This window comes from Aliamphritea ceti, assembly GCF_024347215.1.
GTDB lineage: Bacteria > Pseudomonadota > Gammaproteobacteria > Pseudomonadales > Balneatricaceae > Amphritea > Amphritea ceti.
In genome coordinates this window covers 4,892,833-4,915,393 of the sequence record NZ_AP025282.1, presented here as the reverse complement: position 1 = coordinate 4,915,393, position 22,561 = coordinate 4,892,833, and the positions used below count along the sequence as shown (strand labels likewise).

The following is a 22,561-nucleotide window of genomic DNA, read 5'->3' as shown; positions in this document are numbered from 1 at the left end:
TTTCCTTAGGTAGTGCTGGTGTCGTAAACCTGATCTTTGTGGGCAATATGCAAAATCTCAATCATCTGGTCTTCCAGAGAGAAGCGTTCTTCCAGTGACTCACCCAAGTGAGACAGACGGTCAGCCAGTTCCTGCATATCTTTAAGTGTTTCGCCGTTGAAGCTGGAGAAATTATCGTTAAAGTCCAGCGCTTCATCGGTATTCGTCTGGATCTTTGGGAACAGGTCCTGAGCCGCTTCCAGGCTGCCATCGTTAAACTCGTCACCTTCTTTAAGCAGTTGCTCATAGACCTCAAAGTGTCCTGAAGACAGATAGTCCATCAGAATCTGGCAGAAGGTCTGGATAGGCGCTGCCAGTTCGTTGGCAGATGTCTGTGGCAGACTGACAAAGTGACTGATCAGTTGCTGGCGTTCGGTGAGCCAGTTATCGATGATCTCACTTACACCGCCCCAACGTTCCTGAGCGGTTTTGCATTTTTCTAACATGGTGGTGTTCCTTGTGTTTAGAACCCAGCAAGAGGATACCGCTGTCCTGCAGGTGTTGTCTTCAACTGAAGACATCAGACACTGCTGAGCAATATTTCTGCTCTGTAGCCCATCAACAGCACTCCGGACTAAAGCTAACAGTCGCCTGAATATCTGGTTTTTCCATCCCTGCGATACATACTAATCCTAACGGATCACAGGTGGCAAGGATCAGCTATATGGCAACAGGGGAGGATCGCGTTATACTGGTGCCAATTTGGGGATGTCTACTCCGGCAATGTAGGCAAAAGTCATTGATTACTGTGATAATTAATGCAATTAGATAAATAGTACGGGGAAAGGTGAACTATGCTGCGTCGCTGGTTTTTAGTATTGATGATGGCTTGTTTTATAACGCCTGTGTGGGCGGCGGATGAGGATGAAGGTGGCGTCCCTGAGGATTACATTAACTATATTGAGATGAAGCCATTCATCGCCAATTTTTCCAATACAGGAAAGTTACGTTTTCTGAAATGCCAAGTAACAGTTCAGGTTGCATCACCGGATGCGCATCACGCAGTCAATTTCTATAAGCCGGAAATTCGTCATGAAGTGCTGATGGTGCTGAGTGACAAGCAGGAAAATGAGCTGAAGTCTGTAGAAGCGCAGGATGCGCTGGCCAGAGAACTGTTGGCGACTGTACAGAAAGTACTGTTAGCAGAGGAAGGAGAAGCATTTGTCTCTGACCTGTTCTTCACCAGCTTCGTTATTCAATAAAGCTAAGCATTAAGCAATACGGCGCCTTGTTTTAGTTAACCTGGCGCCGTTTTTTTTGGTCCTGCCCCGACGTTCCGTCTCAGGATTACAACAGCGTAAGCAGAGAATACATGCATCAAAACACTGACGAGCCGCGTATCTGGCTGGGTCTGGAGATCAAGCAGCTGGCTGATGATCTTATTCATGATCAGCAACTGGACTTAGATGAGTTACTTCAGGGGTTAGCACTGACCGCTGATAGCTTTGCTGATCCGGCAATACGTTTGTCTTTACATCAGGAGCTAACTTTATATGTACGTATTGCCAATCTGAATTGTGATCCGTACCTGGCTTTAAAGCATGGTTTAAGACAGACGCTGAAAGACTTTGGCATTCTTGGTGTTGCGATGATGAGTGCTACAACGCTCCGAGAAGCCTGGCAGGTAGCGGTGAAATATAGCCGTTTATTGAGTTTTTCAGGTCGTTTCAGTTTGCGTGAACATCACGATCAGTTGCAGTTAGTAATGCAACCTGCACCTACTGATACGATTACATCTGTATTTGAAGTTGAAAGCTGTTTTGCGATGTTACTGGCAGTATCAAGAGAGTTGGTTGGAACATCTCTTTGTTTTGCGCAGGTTAGCTTTGCCCATGTAAAAGACGCTGATGATCAGCAATATTGGGCAGATAAATTGGGCTGCGATATACAATATGATCAGCCGGAAAATAGGCTTTCTCTGGCTGCAGTGGATGCTGCCCGGATGATTCCTTTCGCTCATCCTGAATATAGCCAGTATATGAATGAGTTGTGTGAAAACCGTATTAAGGCTCTGCAAACTGAAACCAGTGTGACAGCGAGGGTTGAAAACCTGTTGCGACAGCATGAAGGTAAAGCAGGTTTATCAACAATTGCTGAAAGACTGTCATTGTCACCCCGTACGTTACGGCGTCGCCTGGCAGCTGAGGGTGGCAGTTTTCAGGTATCACTTGACCGTATTAGGTTTGAGCGGGCCAGGCACTTGCTCCTCACGACCCACCTGAATATAGCGGCAATTGGTTTACAGATGGGTTATCGGGATGTCGCAAACTTCCGTGCTGCTTTTCGCCGCTGGTCCGGGATGGCGCCGCAATCTTACAGACAACAGCTCTACAGACAGCAGTCTAAGTAATAAGCGGCCACTTATATTCAGTTTTTGGCCTTATATCACCCCTTTATGTCCTGTTCCCCATCTGTGCTGATACTCATCTGACCCTCACAATTATGGATTCTGTGAATCGGTGGGAGATAGTAGAGATGGCAATATTTAAAATGCCAGGAGTACAACGGGCAGTGACAGAAGCTCTGGATGACTGGGGCGAAACGCCGGTTCCTGTCGATGGTCCCGCATCTAAGCTGCGTGGGCTGGCGGAGATCTTTGATGATGGCAATGTGGAAGTGGGTGTCTGGGAATCTGGTCCGGGTCGCTGGCGTCGACAGATTGAACAAGCTGAAATGTGTTATTTCCTGGCAGGCCACTGCAGCTATACCGATGAGCAGGGTCTCACCACGGAAATTCGGGCGGGAGACTTGTTGTACTTCCCTGCTAACAGTCTGGGTATCTGGGAAATACACCAGCCCAGTCGCAAGGTATTTATTGTGTACCAGTGAAGGCGATTACTTTGATGAATACTACAGCGTTACAGGGGTATCCGGATTCATATTATGCGGCTACTGCCCATGATGCCCCACAAGACCCGGTCTTGCAGGGTGATATGACTGCGGATATCTGCATTGTTGGTGGTGGGATGACCGGTCTTAGTGCGGCACTGGAGCTGAGTTTGCAAGGTTTCAGCGTAGTGTTGCTGGAAGCTGAAAAGATGGCCTGGGGGGCTTCTGGCAGGGCTGGTGGCCAGTTAATCGTTGGCTATGGCGCAACACCTCAGGCAATGGAGCAGCATATGGGCAGGGACGATGCCCGGGAGGCGTTTCGGATCTCTGTGGAAGCATTACAACTGGTGCGTAAGCGGATTAGAGAATACAGCATCGATTGCGACTTAGCCGACGGGCAGGCTGAACTTGCAGCGCGGCCCGCACATATGCATGAGTTTAGGGAAACTCAGGAATTACTGGCCAGTGAATATGATTACTCACTGCAAATACTTAACCGTCAGCAGCTGAGAGACCAACTGGATAGTCCTGCATATCACGGTGCCTGGTTTGACCCCCAGGGGGCGCATTTGCATCCGCTAAATTATGCGCAGGGCTTGGCCCTTGCAGCGAAGAATGCTGGTGTACAGCTATTTGCCGACAGCCGGGTACTGGAAATTCGTCAGGGAAGTAGCCCCCAGATAGTCACAAATAGGGGCATTGTCAGCTGTAAACAGGTAGTGGTGGCCGCCAACGCATATTTGGCGAATCTGTTACCAGGCATTGAACAGCGTATCTTGCCGGTGGGCAGTTATATCTGTGCAACAAAGCCATTGGGAGAGCAGGCCTGTACGCTGATTCGCAATAACATGGCGGTGGCAGACAGTAAGTACCTGACCAGTTATTACCGAATGTCGGCAGATGGCCGTTTGCTATTTGGTGGTCGCACTGGCTTAACGCAGCGTCAGCCTGAGAATCTGCAGGCTGTTATGCGAGCCCGTATTAAGCATATTTTCCCGCAGTTACCTGAGCAGCAGTTTGATTACTGTTGGGGCGGTAATATCGCGGTGACTATGAACCGGATGCCGGATATCGGCCGGCTGGGAAATAATCTCTATTACGCACATGGCTTTTCCGGCCATGGGATTCTGATGGCAAATATGGCTGGCAGGCTGATGGCAGAAGCTATCGCCGGTGATGCTGGCCGCTTCGATTTATTTAGCCGGATTCGGCACCGTAGTTATCCCGGTGGAACTTACTTGCGTAAACCTGGGTTGGCAATGGCCATGCTCTATTTTGCAGTACGGGATTTAGTGGGCTGAAACGGCAGGAGAATGACAGATGATTCAATATCTAAAGCAGGGCTTATTGTTGCTGGCAGGCTGCATATTCAGCTTACAGTTACAGGCGCAGGAACGGGTTATCGTTGTTGGAGCTGGTATTGCGGGACTGGCAGCGGCAAAAGAGCTGCATAAACAGGGTTACGATGTCACAGTGCTGGAAGCACGAAACCGTGTGGGTGGACGGATCTGGACACTTCGGGAAGATGGTCTTTCATACGATATGGGGGCTGGCTGGATTCACGGTATAGAAGGCAATCCGATTACCGAGCTTGCGGAGCAGTCCGGTACCGGGATGACTGATATTACTGAGTACGAGAATGCTGTGATCTATGGTGCCGATGGTCGTCGCGACGAAGTTACCCGTGAGATGTTTTTCCGTTATCAGGAAGTGTTTGAAACCTATGCCGAAGCTTATCTTGAAGATGATCCTTTTGCTTCTGTAGCTGATGCCGTGCAACAGGCACGTGAAGATGGCGAATTAAATTTCCTGAATGATCGGCAGATTGCTTTTTTGCTGAATACTGAAATGGAGCATGAGTATGCTGGAGATGCTGCCAGGATCAGCATTGAAGGCTACGATGAAGGCGAAGATATGCCGGGTGAAGATGTGCTGTTCACAAATGGCTACGATGGTTTAACTGATTTTCTAGCGAAAGGGCTGATGATTCAGCTGAATAGCCCGGTCACAAATATTCGTTATGCCGAGCAGCAAGTGGAAGTTACAGCTGGCGATACATATACAGCAGACCGTGTGCTGGTGACGGTGCCTTTAGGTGTACTGAAGGCGGGCAGGATTCGCTTTGAGCCGGCATTACCGCAAAACAAGCTCAAGGCAATTAATGATCTGGCCATGGGGCTGTTAAATAAAGTCTGGCTGACGTTTCCGCAGGTATTCTGGGAGCAGGATAAAAATATTGATCTGATTCAGTATGCCGGCGAGCAAAAGGGCCGGTTTGCAGAGTGGTATAACGTTTATAAGTATTCCGGAAAACCGGTGTTACTCGGTTTCAATGCAGCGGCCTATGCCCATGAGCTTGAGCAACGTAGCGATGAAGAAATTGTTGCCGATGCCATGGATGTATTGAAACAGTTATACGGTGAAGATATTCCTGCACCGACGAGCGCACATATTAGTCGCTGGCAAGCGGATCCATTTGCCTTAGGGGCATACTCTTATACTCCGGTAACAGCCCGTGCAGAGCAACGTCGGGATCTTGGAGCCCCCGTGGCTAACCGGGTGTTTTTTGCTGGAGAAGCAACTAGCAGCGATTATCCGGCGACTACGCAAGGTGCGTGTCTCTCCGGTTTGAGAGAAGCGCGGCGGATTGAACGTTTACGCTAATGTTCACAAGGTAACGTGAAGTAGAGTTAAGAATACGGAGATACAGTGAAGATGGCCTGACTGGCGTTGTATCCGGAGAAGTTGCGTATCAGAATGACGGTTATTGCAACATAGAGCTAAAGTCAGTTTGGCTAAGAACACACCGGAGCATGTCATGAAAGCTTTTGTTACTCTCTCTGTGGCCGTATTGCTGGCAGGTGTCGGATCTGGTTCTCAGGCCCGACCGCCGCAGGCGGCATTTGATGCTTGCGATAACCGTTCTCAGGGTGCCAGTTGCAGGATGAATACGCCGCAGGGTGAATTGCAAGGCCGTTGCGGAACCCCGTCCCGTGATAACCGTTTGGTTTGTATGCCTGAAGGTGGATATTCTCAGCAAAGCAACGCGGCACATAATAACCGTAACGGTAAACATACGTTGGGTGTACCCCGGGGAGCCGGTACGCGTCAGAAGCGTCAGCACAGTGTGATTCAGTCGGATGGCGAACTGAATTTGGTGCGGGCTGACACCGCTCCTATTACAGAGAATCTGATTGAGGTAGATGTTGAAGGTGATACCCGTATTCTGACTGCGAATGGCATTTCAGATCATTACACAGGAGTGTTTCCTAATCGGGGTAATCCACATCATATAGAGGAACAGAAGTACCGTTTACGGGTGCCGGCTTATCCGCGGCAGGCAAATCGGATTACGCCTCTGAGCATGGGAGATTTTGGCATCAGTGTGAACGGTGTGCCATTCGATCCCGGTGCTGCCGAATGGTATCAGGGCAAGCGTAACAGTGGCTGGCAGTATGAAGCGCTGTCCGGTGCTGTCACGCTGGGGCTGGACGATAACCATGCGCATGTTCAGCCGACCGGGGCTTATCATTATCATGGTTTACCCAGCCTGTTACTGAAAGGCTTAGCAGTCAGTGCGGATGAGCATTCTCCGCAGATTGGCTGGGCAGCGGATGGCTTTCCTATTTATGCATTATACGGCTATAGCAACGGTAATGGCGGGGCTGTGTCAGAGTTAGCTTCAAGCTATCGGGTAAAGTCCGGGCATCGCCCTGATGGAGGCAGTAACCCTGGTGGCCACTATGACGGTACTTTCACGGCTGATTATGAATATATTGAAGGGCTGGGAGAACTGGATGAATGTAATGGTCGTTTTGTTACTACGCCGGGTTATCCACAAGGCACATATGCTTACTTTTTAACTAATAGCTGGCCGGTGATTCCACGTTGCTATAAAGGTACGCCATCGTCTGACTTTAAACGTGGCAGGCCCTGAGTGTTTATTTAGAGTAGATACAAAAAATGCCGTCATGATGACGGCATTTTCAAATCTGTTATCTGTTCCGCACATTACAGCAGCTACGAAATATATGTGGAGTTTTTAGTCGCAGCTAAGCTGATACACCGAACTGTCGCTGGTATTGATCGCCAGGTCAGTACTGCTGGTGGTTTGAGTATTACCGGTGGTAGCGGTTGGGCGGGTGTGCGTTTCAACAACTTGTTGTTGTGCGTCGCGGGCTTGCATGTTTCATCCTTGACTGATGCCAGTCTGATTCACTGTCTTATCGCAGTGGCCTACATCTGAGGCTTAATGGGTTTAGTTCAACTATTCTCCGGTGGGGACTGCCTGTTCTCTCATCCGAAGGCCGGGAATTATAGCAGGTCAATTTTTGATCGCCATAATTATTGGTGGATCAATATAAGTTTTTGAGTATCACTGTACCCAGAGTGGGTAAAGCATAAAAGAAAGGCTATCTGAACTTGTCAGTTGTCGTAAGAATAAGACTATTGGCTTTGAGTATTTTGATTGGCTTTCTGTTCCTCGTTTATGCACAAAATCTGTGGATAAATATGTTTGTAAGCTGAGCAGTTCTGCTGCAGCTCCCTGATGCTCTTATGTCTGAGGCGGTTGTCTAATTGTCGAACAGGGATGATTTCGTACTGGTATTTGGCTGCTCTGGTATGCTAAATTAAAGATCAATCATTCTCATTTAGATTAATAAGTCATGAATTCCCGTCATATTCTGCTCGCATTCTCCGCGGGTACTTTCTGCCTTTGGGCGTCTCTGACCGGTGCTGCGGCACTGGAAAAAACCCAGCAAACCCTGGCCAAGGCCCAACAGCAGGCTGCTGTGAAGCAACAGCAAATAGACTCTCTGGATAGCAAAATTATTTCTGACCATCAGCAGTATCTGAACGCCTTGCGTCAGGCAGATTTACTGGATGCTTATAACCAGCAGTTGGAAAAACTCATTACTGCCCAGCAGAAAGAGCTGGTTAGCACTGAAGAACAATTGGCGTCGCTGCAACAGACGGAATTAACTGTCTTGCCGTTGCTGGAGCAAATGCAGGCTGGCCTGCACCGCTTTGTCGAAGCGGATCTGCCATTCCTGCGGAGTGAACGTGAACAGCGGTTACAACGTCTGGACAGCTTACTTGTACGTGCAGATATCAGCCTGGCGGAAAAATACCGCCAGTTGTTGAACGCATATCAAACTGAAGTTGAGTATGGCCGCACGCTGGAAGCATATAGCGGTGAGCTGCTGGCAGGTGATGATAGCAGGGAAGTGAATTTTATCCGGCTGGGCCGCACAGCGCTTTACTATCAGACCAGGGATGGCCAGGAGAGTGGCATCTGGAATGCGACAACCGGTGCCTGGGATAGTCTGCCGGGCAGTCAGAATACGGCGATACATAAAGCTATCCAGCTGGCGAAACAGCAAGTGGTACCTGATCTGCTGACGTTGCCTTTACCGGTTATTACTCAGGAGACGCAACCATGAGAACAGGTTTTCTATTGACGGCTTTAATGCTGTTCAGTGGCAGTATGAATTTGGTTGCAGCTGAAGTAGATATGCAGGCGTTGCTGAATACTGTGCAGGACCGGGTTGCCCGGGAACAGGCGACAGATCAGCAGCGGCTGGCAACCTTTCGCCAGTCCAGTAATGAGCAAGCGCAATTGCTGCGTCAGGCTGAAGCGCGTTTAACTGCCAGCCAGGCACGTCAGACTGAGCTGAAAACGCAATTTGATGAACAGGAAACTTTGCTAGCAGAACAGCAGAATTTACTGAAAAACCGAACCGGGCAATTAGGTGAAATTTTTGGCGTGGTAAAACAGCAGGCTAAGGATTTACAGAGCGTGTTGCTGGATTCACTGGTGAGCGCTGAATTACCCGGACGTTCGGAGCGTCTGGATTTTAGTGAGCAACAGGAAGTACTGACCCGTACTGAGCTGGATGCACTCTGGCAGGCTTTTCAGCAAGAGCTGGTGTATAGCGGTCAGGTGAAGGCTTTTACTGCACCTGTGGTGATGGCCAACGGTGAAACTCGCACAGCTGAGGTTGTTCGCATTGGCGCTTTCAATGCGATTACTGAAGATGGCGAGTTTCTGATGTACGTTGATAACCGCCTGAAGCAGCTGGCCAGGCAGCCCGATTCGTCTGTTCGTGAGCAAGCCGCCTCTTTTATTCGCGGTGAAACAGATACCGTGCTGGTCGATCCTAACCGCGGTGGATTGCTGCAGTTACTGGCGCTTAAACCAACATTACAGGCCCGTATTGAACAAGGTGGTGGTGTTGGTTATCTGATTATTGGTCTGGGTGTAATTGGCTTACTGGTCGCACTCTGGCGAGTGCTGGTGAGCGGTTATACAGGCTTACAGATTCACCGCCAGTTGTCCGCTGTGCAACAGCCACGTCAGGACAATCCTTTAGGACGTCTGTTATTTGCCGCAAAGGGTGGCAGTAGCCGGGAAGATATGGAGATCCGGCTGGATGCCGCGTTATTAGCAGAAACACCAAAGCTGGAACAGGGGCTGGCGTTGCTTAAACTTATCGCTGCTGTTGCACCGTTATTAGGTTTGTTAGGCACAGTAACCGGCATGATAGGTACTTTTCAGAGTATTACGTTATTCGGCACCGGTGATCCTAAGATGATGGCGGGTGGTATTTCGCAAGCGCTTATTACGACTGTATTAGGCTTATGTGTGGCGATTCCGTTGCTGTTCTGTCATAGCCATTTGTTCTCGCGAACCCGCCGTACCTTGCAGTTCCTGCAACAAAAGAGCCTGGCGATTCTGGTTGAGCACGAAGAAGCGAATCAGCCGGAAAAACCAATGGATGGTTATCCGGAGGCAGCCAATGCTGCCTGATCCACAATTTATGCAATTGGTACTGGAAGAGTTCTTCCAGGCTGGTGGTCCGGTATTGCTGGTTCTGGCGGCGCTGGCGCTGTTGCTGTGGAGTTTGTTGCTGGAACGTTGCTGGTTTTTAGTACGGGACTTTCCAAGACTGTTAAGCGACTGTCAGTCGGCGACCAGTTATGGCAGTTTTTTGCAGCAGAAATGTGCAGCGAGTATTGCCTTACAGACATCGCTGGCAATGATTAAAACCCTGATTGCCCTGTGCCCTTTGCTGGGGCTGTTAGGCACCGTTGTTGGCATGATTCAGTTGTTTGATGTGTTGGCATTACGCGGTGCTGCTAATCCGCGCTTGATGGCGGCCGGTGTTGCGCAAGCAACTTTGCCAACGATGGCAGGTATGGTGCTGGCGGTCAGTGGATTATTGTTTTACGGCCGTCTTCAGCGCTATAGCCAACAACAGCGGCAGCGTTTAAATATTTTAAGCAATAACTGGCGGAGCCGTATCTGATGGCTGTTCGACTTAATCTTGATGCACAGGAAGATGAATCCAGCATTGATATGACACCTATGCTCGACATTGTTTTCATCATGTTGATCTTTTTCATTGTGACCACGACTTTTGTACGTGATGCCGGAGTGGAAATTAACCGTCCGCAGGCACAAAGTGCCGAGCCTGTTGATGCCCAGGGTGCGCGTATTGCCATTACGGCTGAAGGCGAAATCTGGTTGGATAAACAGCAGCTGGATGTGCGTATGGTCCGCCCGGCGCTGGAGCGGCTAAGAGCGGATGAGCCCAGCTTAGGGATTTTGATTCAGGCCGATGAAGATGCCAGTACAGGATTGCTGATCGAAGTATTGGATATTATCAATCTGATGGGCATTGAGCAGGTGGCGGTGGCTACCCGGGAAGATAGCTAATGATGCGGCAAATGGCGTTTACGCCACTGGCAGTGCTGATTACGCTGATGCTGTTTCTGGTGATGGCACGACTGGCCGGAATTGGCCAGCCGGTTGAGCAAGTGGTTCAGGAAGTGCTGAAGCTGAATATGCAGCGTTTGCAGTTTGATGATGAATTACAGGTGCGTCAGCGGGAAGCGCTGACACCGCCACAACTTTCTCAGCCTCAGCCGCGACCGGATCAGCCAAAAATAGACCTGAAGCCTCAGTTGGATATTCAGCCGGTAGCAGTGAAGCTGGATTTGCCGGATATCCAAATGGATATGGCTTTGAAGGTGTCCCCTCATACAGATCAGTTGGAAGTAGCGAAACCAACGCCGTCTAAACCGGCAAAGCCTGAATCCGTGGCTGAGCCTGTAGAGACAGTAGAGGCACCCGCGCCGGCAGAAGCGCAACCGTCTCCGGTTATGGCTCCTTCTGCTTTATCAGCAGAACTGCCGATGAATGTTTCAGCTGCACCGCAGGTGAGAATTAATCCTCAGTATCCCCGCCGGGCGTTGCGCCGAAAAGTGCAGGGGTATGTTATTGCTGAGTATGAGGTAGATGCAGGCGGAAACGTGTTACCTGGCAGTTTTAAAATTGTCGAATCTCAACCTAAAAAAGTTTTCGATAAAGTCGTACGAAGGGCGGTTTTGGGATGGCGTTATGCAGCAACCGGCAGTGCTTACCGCACCCGGCAAAGACTGGAATTCCAAATTAAAAAATAATCTGAGTGGCAGTTCAACGCTGCTAATACTAATCACAGGTTAAGACTATGAATATTCGTGCTGCGTTACTGGTGATGCTGGTCTGCTTTTCCGTCGGGACAGTATCTCCTGCATTTGCTAAAACGCTAAAACCGGCTGTGTATAAAAAGCTTATCGAAGTGCATAAAGCCTACAATGAGCAGGCATACAACAAGGCTCTGAAGCAGGTAAACGCATTACTTCAGAATAAGCTCTCAGGCTATGCCCGGGCTCAGGCGTTGCAAATGCTTGGCGCTGTCCAGCTGGCCAAAGAAAGCTATGCCGAGGCGCTAAAGGCATTTAGTCAGGCATATCAACTGAAAGAGTTAGAAAAGCCACGTCAGCTACAGTTGCTGCATAATATTGCACAACTTAGCTATCAGTCTGAACAATGGCAGCGTAGTTTGAAGAACTTTTCAGCCTGGCAGCAGACGGGTGGTAAGCCTGGCGCCAATGATTATCTGATGCAGGCACAGGCTTACAGTGCATTGGAAAACTGGGCACAGGTTATACCCGCAGCCCGCCAGGCAATTGCATTACATAAGTCGCCGCCGGATAGCTGGTATCAGGTGCAGCTGGTTGCTCACTGGCGTCTGAAACAATTTAAGCAAGCGACAGACCTGCTTAAGGTATTGGTCACCCGTCAGCCAGAGAATGCTTATTTCTGGCAGCAGTTGGCGTATGGTTATCAGCAACAGAACGATGATAAATCGGTGTTGGTTACCCTGCGCGGAGCCTATGTTAAAGGTGTGCTGCAGAGTGATAAATACGTGCGCTGGTTGGCACAGTTGCTGATTCAGGAAGGCTCGCCGCAACGGGCGGTGGAGATTATTCGTGAGTCGCTGGCGGCAAAGCGGTTAAAGAATAACCGTCAAACTCAGAAGATGTTGGTGCAGGCATATCTGTTAGCCAAAGATTATCAGTCGGCCCGGCCATTGCTGGAGATGCTGGCAGAAAGAGCAGGTAGCACGATTATCTATAAGCAGCTGGCGCAAGTGAATATGCAACTGCGTCGCTGGCAGGCCGCGTACCGGGCTTATGGTAAAGCAATCACTGCACATCCGGATGATGCCGGACAGTTGTATATTATGCAGGGGATGGCCAGCCTGAATAATGCTCAGCTGGATAAAGCCCGACAGAGCTTTGAGCAGGCTAGTGAATACCCTTCCGCTCAGGATAGCGCGAATAACTGGTTAAGTTATATCGAAACGCTGCAGAAAGATGCTGATAATCCTGCCTGATATTAAGTGTTTAATTTTGTTTGGTTTGTTTTAAGAAAATATCTTTTTTTGAACAGGTACCTTTGTTTTAAGGTGCTTAGATCAGTTGTGGTTATTAGCTGCAGGCTATTTCTGTTTGATTTTGTTCTGTGGATAAATGAATTAGTTATTAGTCTAACTGCACAAAATGGTTGCGGAACTTCTTGCAAAATGATTAAATGATAATACTTATCATTAAGAATAGCGTTTGGTTGGTCTTAAGAAAGAATCTTAATTTCCACTCAGCGTTGAGTTCATTCAGTAAGAGAGTTGAAAAGTGATCGATAAACCCGTTGTTGTTACTTCTCAGGAAGCAAAACGGATTCAGCTTCAGGAGCTGATGTCTGAAAGTAATCAGGTGATCATTGTACACAATGGCGAAGACTACCGTTTGCGTATTACCCGTAACGGTAAACTGATACTGACGAAGTAATTTTTATCCGGATAGTCAGAAAACTATCCGTTGCTATGTGACAGACATAGCAACAAATATCCCCGCTAAGATAGCCACCACACCGGCAGCCAGTTAGTGGATCGTTCAAAGGAATGATCAGGTTGCATCCGTTAATTCTGATGCATATAGACACAACTAACTGACACATTAACTATGAAAACTATTCCATCATTGCTGGCAACGGCTGTGCTGCTTTCGCACGCCCAGAATTCACTGGCAGAAGACGACAACACCATATTTGTATCCGCGAAAGCACCTATTACGGCTGAAGACTATTCCGGTTCGGTAAGCGTTGTAACTGCTGCTGAAATCAAAGCTAGTGGTGCTACTAATCTGGTTGAAGCGCTGGAAACTGCACCGGGTATTACAACAGGCATTTCCGGTAACAATTCCGCTAAAGTTATCAAAATACGCGGCATGGATGCCGAATATGGCCTGATTCTGGTGAATGGTAAGCGGGTGCCAAATACCGACCGAAATCTGCCGTTTGGGCCGGGGTATCGATATAACTGGGTACCGGTGGAAAACATCGAGCGTATCGAGATTATCCGTGGTGCGGCATCTACTTTGTACGGTTCCGATGCCTTGTCGGGTGTGATTAACATCATTACTAAACAGGCGGGTGATGAATGGGGTGGTTCCATCACTGCAGATGTACAGAGCTTTAAAGCTTCCGGTGGCGACGGCGAAGGCCTGAGTATTACCGGTGCCGGTCCGCTTGGTGAATCCATGGACCTGAGCCTGGCGCTGGAGCAGAGTAATTCTGATGCTGTGAAAGATGACTCTGGTCTGACGATTAAATCAGCCCGTGAAGTGACTAACTTTCAGGCGGATCTGGGCATAGATCTGAGTGATGAGGATCGTCTGCAGTTTGGTGTGATTGCCGGTAAGGAAGATGGTCAGGATATTGATAGCAACCGCTCCGGAACCCCGACTCTGAATCAACTGGATCTGGACCGGCGTTTATTCAGTGCAGATTACTCAACTAAAATCGGTGACTTCAATCTAAGTACTGGTGGCGTTATCGGTAAAACGGATCTGACTGAAGGCACTAATAAATGGAAGATTACTGAAAAAAACCTGTCTTTGAATATCGACGGTGCACTGAATGACAGCAATTATCTTAGTGCAGGTATAGAGCGTCGTGTTGAAGGTGCTGATCGTTTCGATCTCAACTTTTCTGATGAATTCCGCTCCTGGTCTGGTTTTGTACAAGACCGGATTGATCTGAATGAAGCGCACAGCCTGACGCTGGGTGTGGCTTACGATGAACATAACCGTTACGACGGCGAGGTAAGCCCGAAAGCTTACTGGAACTGGCAGGTAAGTGATGCCTGGTCGATGAAGGCCGGATATTCCCATGGCTATATCGCACCGTCCATCCGTGAGGGCTCCAGTCTTTACATTGTACCGGCGGGCCCTACACGCCGTTATGTGGGTAACGATAATCTGCAACCGGAAACCAGTAAAACAGCTGAAATCAGCATGGCCTATGTTGGCGATGCACTTGACGCATCTGTCGGTGTGTTTAATACCAAAGTGGATGATCTGATTACCACCACTGACACTGTTTCAGGTGGCATAACAACTGCCCAGTACACTAACGTGAATGAAGCGGAAATTCGTGGTTTAGAGGCTTCCGCTGGCTGGAAGTTGAGTGATACCAGCAAACTGACGTTTAACTATACCTTCCTTGATACCGAGAATAAGAGCGGGACAGATGCCGGGAAAGAGCTGACTAAACGTCCGCGCCATACCGCCAATCTGAAACTCAATCAGCAGCTACCTTCGATCGACAGTAGCTTGTACATGGCAGTGCGTTCAGTCAGTAAGCAGTACACCAATACAACGAATACCAGCACGATTGCCAGCCATAGCATTGTAAATGTTGGCTTCACCAAGCACTTAGGTGACAACTTTGATGTACAGGCATCTGTATACAACGTGGGTGATAAGCGGGTGATGGACAGCACTGAAGCTGTAGAAGTTGGCCGTGAGTACCGTTTATCACTGTCTTATAACTTCTGATGTAGGTAGCTGAAGCCTGTATTCAGCCTTCAGTTTGCCCGCGTAAGCAGTATGCCGTGTTGCTTTTTCCTCCTTTAAAGCAACGCGGCATCGCGCGTTAACAACATACTTTTGATGACAATTCCTGACGAACAGGAAACTCTGGAGCACAGACAATGCCACTAACCGAATTATTTCTCCGTCGCCTGGCTGACAGCCCTCTGCAGCAAAGCTTTACTCAACTGATGGCTGCCGAGCCAGAAACCCGTCGCCGGGATGTTGCCGCAAAACTGGATGTCTCTGAAGCTGCACTGATTGATCAGCAGTGTGGCGTACAGAGTGTACGTTTGAATGACCAGTTTGCCGATATGATCCGTGCTATGCCTGAACTGGGCTACATCATGACATTGACCCGCAACGAATATGCAGTACACGAACGTAAAGGTATTTACGATAACGTACGCATTGGCGGCCCTATGGGGCTGGTAATTACAGAAGACCGTAAAATTGATTTGCGGATTGTACTGAGCCGTTGGGCATTTGGTTATGCGGTACGTGAAGAAACTGCCCGGGGTGATCGTTTCAGCCTGCAGTTTTTTGATAAAACCGGCACAGCTATCCAGAAGATTTTCCTGCAGTCAGATAGTAATGAACAGGGCTATGCCGATCTGGTAGAGAAATTTCGTGCGACGGAGCAGTCTGGCGTTCAGACCTATGATGACAGTGTTGAAGTCGCTGAGTATGTTACGGATGATCAGGTTGATGTCGCTAAACTGACCGAAGAGTGGCTGGCTATGACAGACGTGCACCAGTTCTTTGGCATGTTGCGCCGGCATAAGATTAGTCGTGAACAGGCATTTCGTTTAGTGGGTGCACCGCATGCAGAAGCCATAGATCCGGCGGGTGTAGTGACGTTACTGGAACAAGCGGCGGCAAAAGAATTATCCATCATGTGCTTTGTTGGGAATCGCGGCAATATTCAGATTCATACCGGTTCGGTTAAAACCATCAAAAGAATGGGGCCCTGGCTGAATGTGCTGGATCCGGAATTTAATCTGCATTTGCTGGAAAGCGGCGTTGCCAGTGCCTGGCTGATTCGTAAACCTACCGAAGATGGCGCAGTGACCTCTGTCGAACTATATGACCATCAGGGTGAAACCATTGCACAGTTCTTTGGCCAGCGTCAGGAAGGTAATCCGGAAAATCCGGTATGGCGTGAACTGGCTGAAAGCTTGCCGACCCGGGTGGCAGCAGCATGATGTGCATTCAATTACGTAAGATACTGTTGGCGGGTCTGGTAGTGCTGGCACCGGCATTGCAAGCCGCACCGGAGCGGATTATTTCAGCTGATGGTTCGCTGACCGAAATCATCTATGCCCTGGGTGAAGAACAGCGTTTAGTCGGAGTAGATACAACTTCCGGTTATCCACAACGGGCTACGCAGTTACCGCAGATCGGCTATAAGCGGAATATTTCAGCGGAAGGCGCTTTGTCGCTGCAACCGCAAGTGTTAATAGCAACAGACGATTCCGGCCCGGAAAAAATCCTCAAACAGATTACCGCTGCCGGGGTCGTTATTCATAACTACAGTGCGGCACCAACACTGAGCGCAGTAGAAGAGAAAATTACCGGGCTGGCTGCCTTAGTAGATAAGTCGGAAGAAGGCCAGATGCTGTGGGAGGCTGTAGAAGCCTCTGTTGCACAGGCGCAGACTCGTTTACTGGCAGTGGATAAACCAGTGAAAGTGATGTTTGTACTGAGTAACGCCAATGGCAGTGCCATTATTGGTGGTGAAAATACCCATGCAGATACCATCATTCGCCTGGCTGGTGGTGTGAATGCGGCCAGTGGTTTTACCGGCTATAAGCCGATGCCAAATGAAGCCATTGCAGCGGCCCAGCCGGATGTCATTCTGATGATGACCCGGGGCGGTAATCATGAAGTGAACTCTGACATTCTGACTAAACCGGGTTTTGCTATGACGCCGGCAGCTACTGAGCGCCGTTTAGTGAAAATGGACGGTATGCTGATGCTGGGCTTCGGACCGCGTATTGGCGAAGCAGTAGAAGGACTGATTCGCGCTTTCTATCCGGATACAGGGCGAGATAACGGGCAGACTGTCGCGAAATCATCGGCTGAACCGGCTGGGCAACTTTCTTTGAAAGCCGCACTGCAGACCAACCAATAATGACAACCACGGCATTAACAACGCGGGAGATTCGGGTTAAATGGTCGTTGCTCAGCCTGTCAGCCGCACTCTTGCTCAGTGTATTACTGTCGGTAGGCGTCGGGCCTATGTCGATCAGCATGACACAGTCTTATCAGGCAGTGTTGGCGAGTGTCGGGCTGGTGGTCGCCGATGTGCCAGCGCACATGCAACTGGTGGTTGAGTCGATTCGTTTACCCCGAACAGTACTGGGCATGCTGGTAGGTGCGGCGCTGGCTGTTTGCGGCGCTGCGATGCAGGGATTGTTTCGTAATCCGCTGGCAGACCCTGGGCTGATCGGCGTCACCGGTGGCGCTTCACTGGCAGCGGTGGCGATGATTGTACTCGGCGGCACTTCTTTTTCGGTGGTATATCAGTGGCTCGGTCCTTATGCCCTGATGATCGCTGCTTTTAGCGGTGCATTTCTGACAACCTTGATAGTCGCAAGGATAGCGACCACCCGTTACGGCACTTCAGTGACCACTATGTTATTGGCGGGTATTGCCATTGGCATAGTGACGGGCGCCGGTGTCGGTATCATGACCTATATGGCGGATGATGCGCAGCTGCGGACGCTGACGTTCTGGAGCATGGGCAGTTTAGGAGGAGCTACCTGGGAGCTGGTTATAGCAGCCGGTTTACTTATCCTGATTACCATCATTGGATTACCCATGCAGGCGAAGAATCTGAATGCGCTGTTGCTGGGTGAGTCTGAAGCGCGGCATTTAGGCGTACGAATAGAAGCGGTGAAGAAACGAATCATTTTGCTGACAGCACTGGGTGTCGGTGCCAGTGTTGCTGTGTCTGGCATGATTGGCTTTGTCGGGCTTATCGTCCCACATATTGTGCGGTTAACGCTGGGGCCTGATCATCGTTATCTGTTGCCTGCTTCTGCGCTTCTGGGCGCATTATTTCTTTTATGTGCCGATATGCTGGCACGGACGCTGATTGCGCCGGCGGAGCTGCCAATAGGTCTTATCACTACGATAATCGGTGGCCCGTTCTTTATCGGCATGGTGGTTTACCGTGCCCGTAAGCTTGGCTAAGTGATAGTACATAAGCAGAGGTATATATGAGTTTCAGTGCGGACAATATCTGCTTTCAGGTAGGTAAAAAAACTATTCTTGATGAGGTGACGCTGCAGATTCAGCCGGGTGAAATGCTGGCTGTACTGGGACCGAATGGCGCCGGAAAGTCATCATTGCTGAAGATTATGGCCGGTGAACAGCGTTTTTTTGACGGACAACTAAACCTGAATGGACGTAGCTATTCTGCCTGGTCCGCTAATGAAATAGCTCGCATGGTGGGTGTACTGCCGCAATCCTCAGAGTTGATGTTCCCATTCAGTGTGGCAGAGGTGGTGATGCTGGGACGTTTGCCACATAGTACTGGCCGCTTGCGGGACCGGGAAATTGTTGCTCAGGCGATGCAACTACTGGATGTGAGCCATCTCAGTGAGGCGCTGTATCCTGCTCTGTCCGGCGGTGAGAAACAACGGGTACAGCTTGCCAGAGTACTGACTCAGATCTGGGAGGCAGAGCCGGCCGGCGACAGATACTTGCTATTGGATGAGCCTACTTCTGCGCTGGATTTGTCTCACCAGCATCAGACGTTGGAAGTAGCCCGCCGTTTGGCGAAGCAGGGCACCGGAGTGATGGCTATTTTGCATGACCTGAATCTGGCTGCGCAGTATGCCGACCGGATTGTGTTGCTGGGCGGTGGCCGGCTGGTTGCGGAAGGTGCTGTGGATAATGTACTGGTACCTGAACAGATACGCGAGTTGTATGATATTGAAGTCGAGGTGATGCGTCATCCGAGCCAGGACCGGCCGTTAGTGGTTACGCTTTAAGCTGTCAGGATATTTATCGATTATGAAAAAAGCAGCTGAAGGATAGCCTTCAGCTGCAAAGTTGCGGCAGGGAATGCTACAACAGAGAACATGTTTAAAAGCGCTTTTGCTGTAAGAGTGTTAGTCAGTGACAAGCCAGTCCCATGCGGCGTCTATATCCACAGATTTAAAATGCTTTTCTTCAACGCCTACATACTTTGCAATTCGCGCGTCCTGACGGATCATCCAGGCCAGTGCGTCAGAGTCGACGACGATAGCCAGTCGCTCTACCGCCGTAATATGTGATGTCATCCATTTCAGATCTTCCCAGAGAACTGCAGGCGATGAGCCGGTAAATTCATTCATATTGATCAGCAGACGAACCTTGCCATAGGCAGTGATACCATCGTTGAGCAGATGGATCATGGTTTTTTCGTCTTCCAGAGTCAGCTTGCCAATTATTTTAAAGCCATACACGCTGGCTTCACTTTGGGGGAGTAACTCAAACATAATAACTTCGTCATATATTTAACTGCTTAAAAGTATGACGTGGAATATGTAGAAATAATGTTAGCTAGCTAACAATCCGGCGGCTATTTCAAAGTTTATTGTGCTGTTTATAGTGAGAAACGAGAGGCCAAAAAGGCAAATAAAAAAAGCCGGCTCAGTAGAGCCGGCTTTTGAGTGTGATGTTTGACGGATCAGAAGAAACCAAGTGGATTGATATCGTAGCTGACTAACATGTTCTTAGTCTGTTGATAGTGGTCCAGCATCATTTTGTGGGTTTCACGGCCAACACCTGATTTTTTGTAGCCGCCGAAAGCAGCGTGTGCCGGATACATATGGTAGCAGTTAGTCCATACCCGACCGGCTTGAATCCCCCGGCCCATTCGGTAGGCTTTGTTCATATCCCGGGTCCAGACACCCGCTCCGAGACCGAACTCGGTGTCGTTGGCGATGGCCAGTGCTTCAGCTTCATCTTTAAATGTTGTGACTGATACCACAGGGCCAAATATTTCTTCCTGAAATACCCGCATGCTGTTGTTGCCTTTTAGCAAGGTTGGCTCAATGTAGTAACCTTCGTTAAAGCCCTTATCCAGCGCTGCTGCGTTACCACCTGTGAGTACCTGAGCACCTTCCTGGCGGGCTATTTCAAAATAGCTGAGGATCTTATCGTACTGCTGCTGAGACGCCTGTGCGCCGACCATCGTATCGGTATCCAGCGGGTTACCGCGTTTGATTTGCGCCATACGCTCAATGACTTTGGCGATGAAATCATCATAGATATCTTCCTGCACCAGCAGGCGGGAAGGGCAGGTACATACTTCGCCCTGATTGAAGAATGCCAGTACAGCCCCTTCAATGCATTTACTGACGTATTCATCTTCCTGATCAAGTACGTCGGAGAAGTAAACATTCGGTGACTTACCGCCCAGTTCCACTGTGGAAGGAATGATGTTTTCTGCGGCACACTTGAGAATATGAGAGCCGGTTGGCGTTGAGCCGGTAAAGGCAATTTTATCAATGCGGGTATTTGCGGCGAGTGCCTGACCTGCTTCCGGACCAAAACCGTTTACCACGTTCAGAACACCGGCTGGTAGCAGGTCGGCAATCAGCTCTGTGAGTAACAGGATGCTGGCTGGTGTTTGTTCAGCGGGTTTGAGTACAACACAGTTACCGGTGACCAGTGCAGGTGCCAGTTTCCAGGCAGCCATGAGTAGTGGAAAATTCCAGGGAATGATCTGACCCACTACACCTAAGGGTTCGTGGAAATGATAGGCCACTGTATTCGCGTCGATTTCTCCAATACCGCCTTCCTGAGCGCGGATGCAGCCTGCGTAATAGCGGAAATGATCCGCCGCCAGAGGTACATCTGCAGCCAGTGTTTCCCGTACAGCCTTGCCGTTATCCCAGGCTTCTGCGACAGCAAGAGCTTCCAGATTAGCATCAATTACATCAGCAATTTTCAGCAGAATATTGGAGCGCACTGTCACTGAAGTAGCGGCCCAGCCAGCTTTTGCAGCGTGTGCTGCATCCAGAGCCAGTTCAATGTCTGCAGCGTCTGAACGCGGGATTTCGCAAATCACTTCTCCGGTTACCGGTGTTGGGTTTTCGAAGTATTTTCCATTAACCGGTGCGACCCATTCACCGCCAATAAAGTTTTCGTAGCGGGCTTTGAAGCTGACAACAGCGTCTGCGGATCCAGGTTTTGCATATATCATTTAGTCGACCTCTTATTGTTTTTTTCCGGTAATACACATACTTTTGTCTGATAGGTAATCAGCTGTTTAACAGCATACGCGGGGGCAGTTTGAAGCACTGTTCCATCAGTCCAGAACTGTTGCTTCTCGTTCTGGTGCGTTGCACAAAAACAACAACAAAGGATGTTCACATGATTTCTTCACAACGACTGACGCAGTTGAGGCGACCGCAGGTGCTGGTAGAAAACCGTGTGAGTTTTGGTGCAACTGACTCTGAATTGTCGATCTACGATACGTATTTTCCTGCTGAAAAGGTTGGCCTTAAAGCCAATGAGCTCCTGTACTGCGGCATGATCAGTGGCCGTAAAATTATGCACAGCGGTCAGCGTAAACTGGGAGAGCATTTTCTTCCCCATGAGTCGTTTGTCATTGCACCCGGTGAAGCGGTGGATATTGATTTCCCCGGTGCCAGTGACAGCCGTCCCACGACTTGCATGACGGTGGAGATCAGTAAGGAGCGGGTGCAGCAGATTGCCGACCGCATGAATCAGCAGCTGGGGAATGCTGATGGGTTAGGTGAATGGCGATATCTGCCGGAATATCTGCATGTACATCACGCATCGGCGACGCAGTCGTTACTTGAACATCTGGTACATGTGTATGCAGAGAACCATCCGGATCGTACCTTAATGGTCGAGCTGGGCGTCACTGAGCTGGTGATGCGAATGCTGCGGCATCAGGGGCGGGAGTTTATTCTCCAGCACTGTGCTGAGTTGCCAGACAACAATGGTATGGCAGCGGTAATAGATGCTATTCAGCAGCAGCTGAATAAGCCTCTGGATATCGATAGTCTGTGTTTACTTGGTTGTATGAGCCGCAGCCGTTTATACAGTGAGTTTAATCGTCAGTTGGGCTGCTCTCCCGGTGAAATGCAGCATCAGTTGCGCATGAAAGAAGCTGCCCGGCGATTGGCGAGTTGCGAACCGATCACCACCATTTGCTATGACCTGGGGTATACCAATCCCAGCCATTTCAGCCGCCGTTTTAAGCGTAGTTTTGGTTGTTCACCGAGTGAATTCCGGCAACGTATCCTCTGTGGATAAGGTGTTTTAATCTGGCTTCGAGTGCTTGGCATTGAAAATCAGTTGTTGAGAGCTTGGCTTTGACAATTTGTCTCTGAATATCTGGCAGACTAAAGCTCTGCAGATAACGGTTCTTCTGCAAGAGTGATCCGTTCCTGTCACCCGGGCGTAT

General features: G+C 49.4%; 23 protein-coding genes. 19 read left to right on the top strand and 4 right to left on the bottom strand.

Annotation, left to right across the window (positions count from 1 at the left end):
- Positions 1 to 5 precede the first annotated feature (5 nt).
- Complete coding sequence (gene rsd, locus OCU49_RS22340) at positions 6 to 485, bottom strand: sigma D regulator (RefSeq protein WP_261842724.1); 480 nt, start codon at positions 483 to 485, stop codon at positions 6 to 8.
- Between the two features lie 348 nt (positions 486 to 833).
- On the opposite strand from rsd, the gene OCU49_RS22335 reads away from it, so the two are divergent.
- The 6 genes from OCU49_RS22335 (at position 834) to OCU49_RS22310 (ending at position 6,805) form a co-directional block, all read left to right on the top strand.
- Entirely contained in the window at positions 834 to 1,241 is a 408-nt protein-coding gene (locus OCU49_RS22335) for a flagellar basal body-associated FliL family protein (protein WP_261842723.1), read from the top strand.
- A 110-nt stretch (positions 1,242 to 1,351) separates the two neighbouring features.
- Positions 1,352 to 2,389, top strand: coding sequence for an AraC family transcriptional regulator (locus OCU49_RS22330; protein ID WP_261842722.1), 1,038 nt, complete (start codon positions 1,352 to 1,354; stop codon positions 2,387 to 2,389).
- Positions 2,390 to 2,514: 125 nt separating this feature from the next.
- Positions 2,515 to 2,868, top strand: coding sequence for a cupin domain-containing protein (locus OCU49_RS22325; RefSeq protein WP_261842721.1), 354 nt, complete (start codon positions 2,515 to 2,517; stop codon positions 2,866 to 2,868).
- Positions 2,869 to 2,882: 14 nt separating this feature from the next.
- The gene (locus OCU49_RS22320) at positions 2,883 to 4,169 is read left to right on the top strand and encodes an NAD(P)/FAD-dependent oxidoreductase (protein ID WP_261842720.1); all 1,287 of its coding nucleotides are present in this window, start codon (positions 2,883 to 2,885) and stop codon (positions 4,167 to 4,169) included.
- Positions 4,170 to 4,188: 19 nt separating this feature from the next.
- Positions 4,189 to 5,532 (top strand): flavin monoamine oxidase family protein, encoded by a 1,344-nt coding sequence (locus tag OCU49_RS22315; protein WP_261842719.1) that lies wholly within the window; start codon positions 4,189 to 4,191, stop codon positions 5,530 to 5,532.
- 154 nt (positions 5,533 to 5,686) lie between these two features.
- A complete protein-coding gene (locus tag OCU49_RS22310) occupies positions 5,687 to 6,805 on the top strand; it encodes a YHYH protein (protein ID WP_261842718.1) in 1,119 nt (372 codons plus the stop codon).
- Positions 6,806 to 6,910: 105 nt separating this feature from the next.
- Here OCU49_RS22310 and OCU49_RS22305 read toward each other — a convergent pair whose 3' ends face one another.
- Positions 6,911 to 7,054: a hypothetical protein gene (locus OCU49_RS22305; protein ID WP_261842717.1), complete on the bottom strand. Its 144-nt coding sequence runs from the start codon at positions 7,052 to 7,054 to the stop codon at positions 6,911 to 6,913.
- A 481-nt stretch (positions 7,055 to 7,535) separates the two neighbouring features.
- Between OCU49_RS22305 and OCU49_RS22300 the strand changes: the two genes are divergently transcribed.
- From OCU49_RS22300 to OCU49_RS22245, 12 genes are all read left to right on the top strand, one after another.
- On the top strand, positions 7,536 to 8,312 hold the full coding sequence (locus OCU49_RS22300) for a DUF3450 domain-containing protein (RefSeq protein ID WP_261842716.1): 777 nt from the start codon (positions 7,536 to 7,538) through the stop codon (positions 8,310 to 8,312).
- A complete protein-coding gene (locus OCU49_RS22295; RefSeq protein ID WP_261842715.1) occupies positions 8,309 to 9,679 on the top strand; it encodes a DUF3450 family protein in 1,371 nt (456 codons plus the stop codon). Before OCU49_RS22300 ends, OCU49_RS22295 begins: the two co-directional genes overlap by 4 nt.
- Positions 9,669 to 10,178 carry a MotA/TolQ/ExbB proton channel family protein gene (locus tag OCU49_RS22290; protein ID WP_261842714.1) on the top strand — a complete coding sequence of 170 codons (510 nt, stop codon included), beginning with the start codon at positions 9,669 to 9,671 and terminating at the stop codon, positions 10,176 to 10,178. The genes OCU49_RS22295 and OCU49_RS22290 overlap by 11 nt, the downstream gene beginning before the upstream one ends.
- Positions 10,178 to 10,588, top strand: a complete 411-nt coding sequence (locus OCU49_RS22285) for an ExbD/TolR family protein (RefSeq protein WP_261842713.1) — start codon at positions 10,178 to 10,180, stop codon at positions 10,586 to 10,588. The genes OCU49_RS22290 and OCU49_RS22285 overlap by 1 nt, the downstream gene beginning before the upstream one ends.
- Positions 10,588 to 11,334 (top strand): TonB family protein, encoded by a 747-nt coding sequence (locus OCU49_RS22280; RefSeq protein ID WP_261842712.1) that lies wholly within the window; start codon positions 10,588 to 10,590, stop codon positions 11,332 to 11,334. Before OCU49_RS22285 ends, OCU49_RS22280 begins: the two co-directional genes overlap by 1 nt.
- Before the next feature lie 47 nt (positions 11,335 to 11,381).
- Positions 11,382 to 12,593, top strand: a complete 1,212-nt coding sequence (locus OCU49_RS22275) for a tetratricopeptide repeat protein (RefSeq protein WP_261842711.1) — start codon at positions 11,382 to 11,384, stop codon at positions 12,591 to 12,593.
- A 295-nt stretch (positions 12,594 to 12,888) separates the two neighbouring features.
- A complete protein-coding gene (gene hemP, locus OCU49_RS22270; RefSeq protein WP_261842710.1) occupies positions 12,889 to 13,044 on the top strand; it encodes a hemin uptake protein HemP in 156 nt (51 codons plus the stop codon).
- A 174-nt stretch (positions 13,045 to 13,218) separates the two neighbouring features.
- Entirely contained in the window at positions 13,219 to 15,093 is a 1,875-nt protein-coding gene (locus OCU49_RS22265) for a TonB-dependent receptor plug domain-containing protein (protein WP_261842709.1), read from the top strand.
- A 155-nt stretch (positions 15,094 to 15,248) separates the two neighbouring features.
- The gene (locus tag OCU49_RS22260; RefSeq protein WP_261842708.1) at positions 15,249 to 16,331 is read left to right on the top strand and encodes a hemin-degrading factor; all 1,083 of its coding nucleotides are present in this window, start codon (positions 15,249 to 15,251) and stop codon (positions 16,329 to 16,331) included.
- Entirely contained in the window at positions 16,328 to 17,260 is a 933-nt protein-coding gene (locus tag OCU49_RS22255) for a heme/hemin ABC transporter substrate-binding protein (protein WP_261842707.1), read from the top strand. Before OCU49_RS22260 ends, OCU49_RS22255 begins: the two co-directional genes overlap by 4 nt.
- Entirely contained in the window at positions 17,260 to 18,324 is a 1,065-nt protein-coding gene (locus tag OCU49_RS22250; RefSeq protein ID WP_261842706.1) for a FecCD family ABC transporter permease, read from the top strand. Before OCU49_RS22255 ends, OCU49_RS22250 begins: the two co-directional genes overlap by 1 nt.
- Positions 18,325 to 18,350: 26 nt before the next feature.
- Positions 18,351 to 19,127 (top strand): heme ABC transporter ATP-binding protein, encoded by a 777-nt coding sequence (locus tag OCU49_RS22245; RefSeq protein WP_261842705.1) that lies wholly within the window; start codon positions 18,351 to 18,353, stop codon positions 19,125 to 19,127.
- A 120-nt stretch (positions 19,128 to 19,247) separates the two neighbouring features.
- Here OCU49_RS22245 and OCU49_RS22240 read toward each other — a convergent pair whose 3' ends face one another.
- Entirely contained in the window at positions 19,248 to 19,616 is a 369-nt protein-coding gene (locus OCU49_RS22240) for a SpoIIAA family protein (protein ID WP_261842704.1), read from the bottom strand.
- A 191-nt stretch (positions 19,617 to 19,807) separates the two neighbouring features.
- The gene (gene exaC, locus OCU49_RS22235) at positions 19,808 to 21,328 is read right to left on the bottom strand and encodes an acetaldehyde dehydrogenase ExaC (protein ID WP_261842703.1); all 1,521 of its coding nucleotides are present in this window, start codon (positions 21,326 to 21,328) and stop codon (positions 19,808 to 19,810) included.
- Positions 21,329 to 21,498: 170 nt separating this feature from the next.
- Here exaC and OCU49_RS22230 point away from each other — a divergent pair, with 170 nt between their 5' ends.
- Positions 21,499 to 22,410, top strand: a complete 912-nt coding sequence (locus OCU49_RS22230) for a helix-turn-helix domain-containing protein (protein ID WP_261842702.1) — start codon at positions 21,499 to 21,501, stop codon at positions 22,408 to 22,410.
- The last annotated feature ends 151 nt before the right edge of the window (positions 22,411 to 22,561 follow it).

Excerpts from the sequence above, each read along its gene's own strand:
- OCU49_RS22315 (WP_261842719.1), top strand. The coding sequence starts at position 4,189 with ATGATTCAATATCTAAAGCAGGGCTTATTGTTGCTGGCAGGCTGCATA.
- OCU49_RS22250 (WP_261842706.1), top strand. The coding sequence starts at position 17,260 with ATGACAACCACGGCATTAACAACGCGGGAGATTCGGGTTAAATGGTCG.
- rsd (WP_261842724.1), bottom strand. The coding sequence starts at position 485 with ATGTTAGAAAAATGCAAAACCGCTCAGGAACGTTGGGGCGGTGTAAGT.
- OCU49_RS22240 (WP_261842704.1), bottom strand. The coding sequence starts at position 19,616 with ATGTTTGAGTTACTCCCCCAAAGTGAAGCCAGCGTGTATGGCTTTAAA.
- OCU49_RS22245 (WP_261842705.1), top strand. The coding sequence starts at position 18,351 with ATGAGTTTCAGTGCGGACAATATCTGCTTTCAGGTAGGTAAAAAAACT.
- OCU49_RS22320 (WP_261842720.1), top strand. The coding sequence starts at position 2,883 with ATGAATACTACAGCGTTACAGGGGTATCCGGATTCATATTATGCGGCT.
- OCU49_RS22230 (WP_261842702.1), top strand. The coding sequence starts at position 21,499 with ATGATTTCTTCACAACGACTGACGCAGTTGAGGCGACCGCAGGTGCTG.
- OCU49_RS22300 (WP_261842716.1), top strand. The coding sequence starts at position 7,536 with ATGAATTCCCGTCATATTCTGCTCGCATTCTCCGCGGGTACTTTCTGC.
- OCU49_RS22310 (WP_261842718.1), top strand. The coding sequence starts at position 5,687 with ATGAAAGCTTTTGTTACTCTCTCTGTGGCCGTATTGCTGGCAGGTGTC.
- exaC (WP_261842703.1), bottom strand. The coding sequence starts at position 21,328 with ATGATATATGCAAAACCTGGATCCGCAGACGCTGTTGTCAGCTTCAAA.
- OCU49_RS22295 (WP_261842715.1), top strand. The coding sequence starts at position 8,309 with ATGAGAACAGGTTTTCTATTGACGGCTTTAATGCTGTTCAGTGGCAGT.
- OCU49_RS22305 (WP_261842717.1), bottom strand. The coding sequence starts at position 7,054 with ATGCAAGCCCGCGACGCACAACAACAAGTTGTTGAAACGCACACCCGC.
- OCU49_RS22255 (WP_261842707.1), top strand. The coding sequence starts at position 16,328 with ATGATGTGCATTCAATTACGTAAGATACTGTTGGCGGGTCTGGTAGTG.
- OCU49_RS22325 (WP_261842721.1), top strand. The coding sequence starts at position 2,515 with ATGGCAATATTTAAAATGCCAGGAGTACAACGGGCAGTGACAGAAGCT.
- OCU49_RS22265 (WP_261842709.1), top strand. The coding sequence starts at position 13,219 with ATGAAAACTATTCCATCATTGCTGGCAACGGCTGTGCTGCTTTCGCAC.
- OCU49_RS22280 (WP_261842712.1), top strand. The coding sequence starts at position 10,588 with ATGATGCGGCAAATGGCGTTTACGCCACTGGCAGTGCTGATTACGCTG.
- OCU49_RS22335 (WP_261842723.1), top strand. The coding sequence starts at position 834 with ATGCTGCGTCGCTGGTTTTTAGTATTGATGATGGCTTGTTTTATAACG.
- OCU49_RS22260 (WP_261842708.1), top strand. The coding sequence starts at position 15,249 with ATGCCACTAACCGAATTATTTCTCCGTCGCCTGGCTGACAGCCCTCTG.
- OCU49_RS22330 (WP_261842722.1), top strand. The coding sequence starts at position 1,352 with ATGCATCAAAACACTGACGAGCCGCGTATCTGGCTGGGTCTGGAGATC.
- OCU49_RS22285 (WP_261842713.1), top strand. The coding sequence starts at position 10,178 with ATGGCTGTTCGACTTAATCTTGATGCACAGGAAGATGAATCCAGCATT.
- OCU49_RS22275 (WP_261842711.1), top strand. The coding sequence starts at position 11,382 with ATGAATATTCGTGCTGCGTTACTGGTGATGCTGGTCTGCTTTTCCGTC.
- OCU49_RS22290 (WP_261842714.1), top strand. The coding sequence starts at position 9,669 with ATGCTGCCTGATCCACAATTTATGCAATTGGTACTGGAAGAGTTCTTC.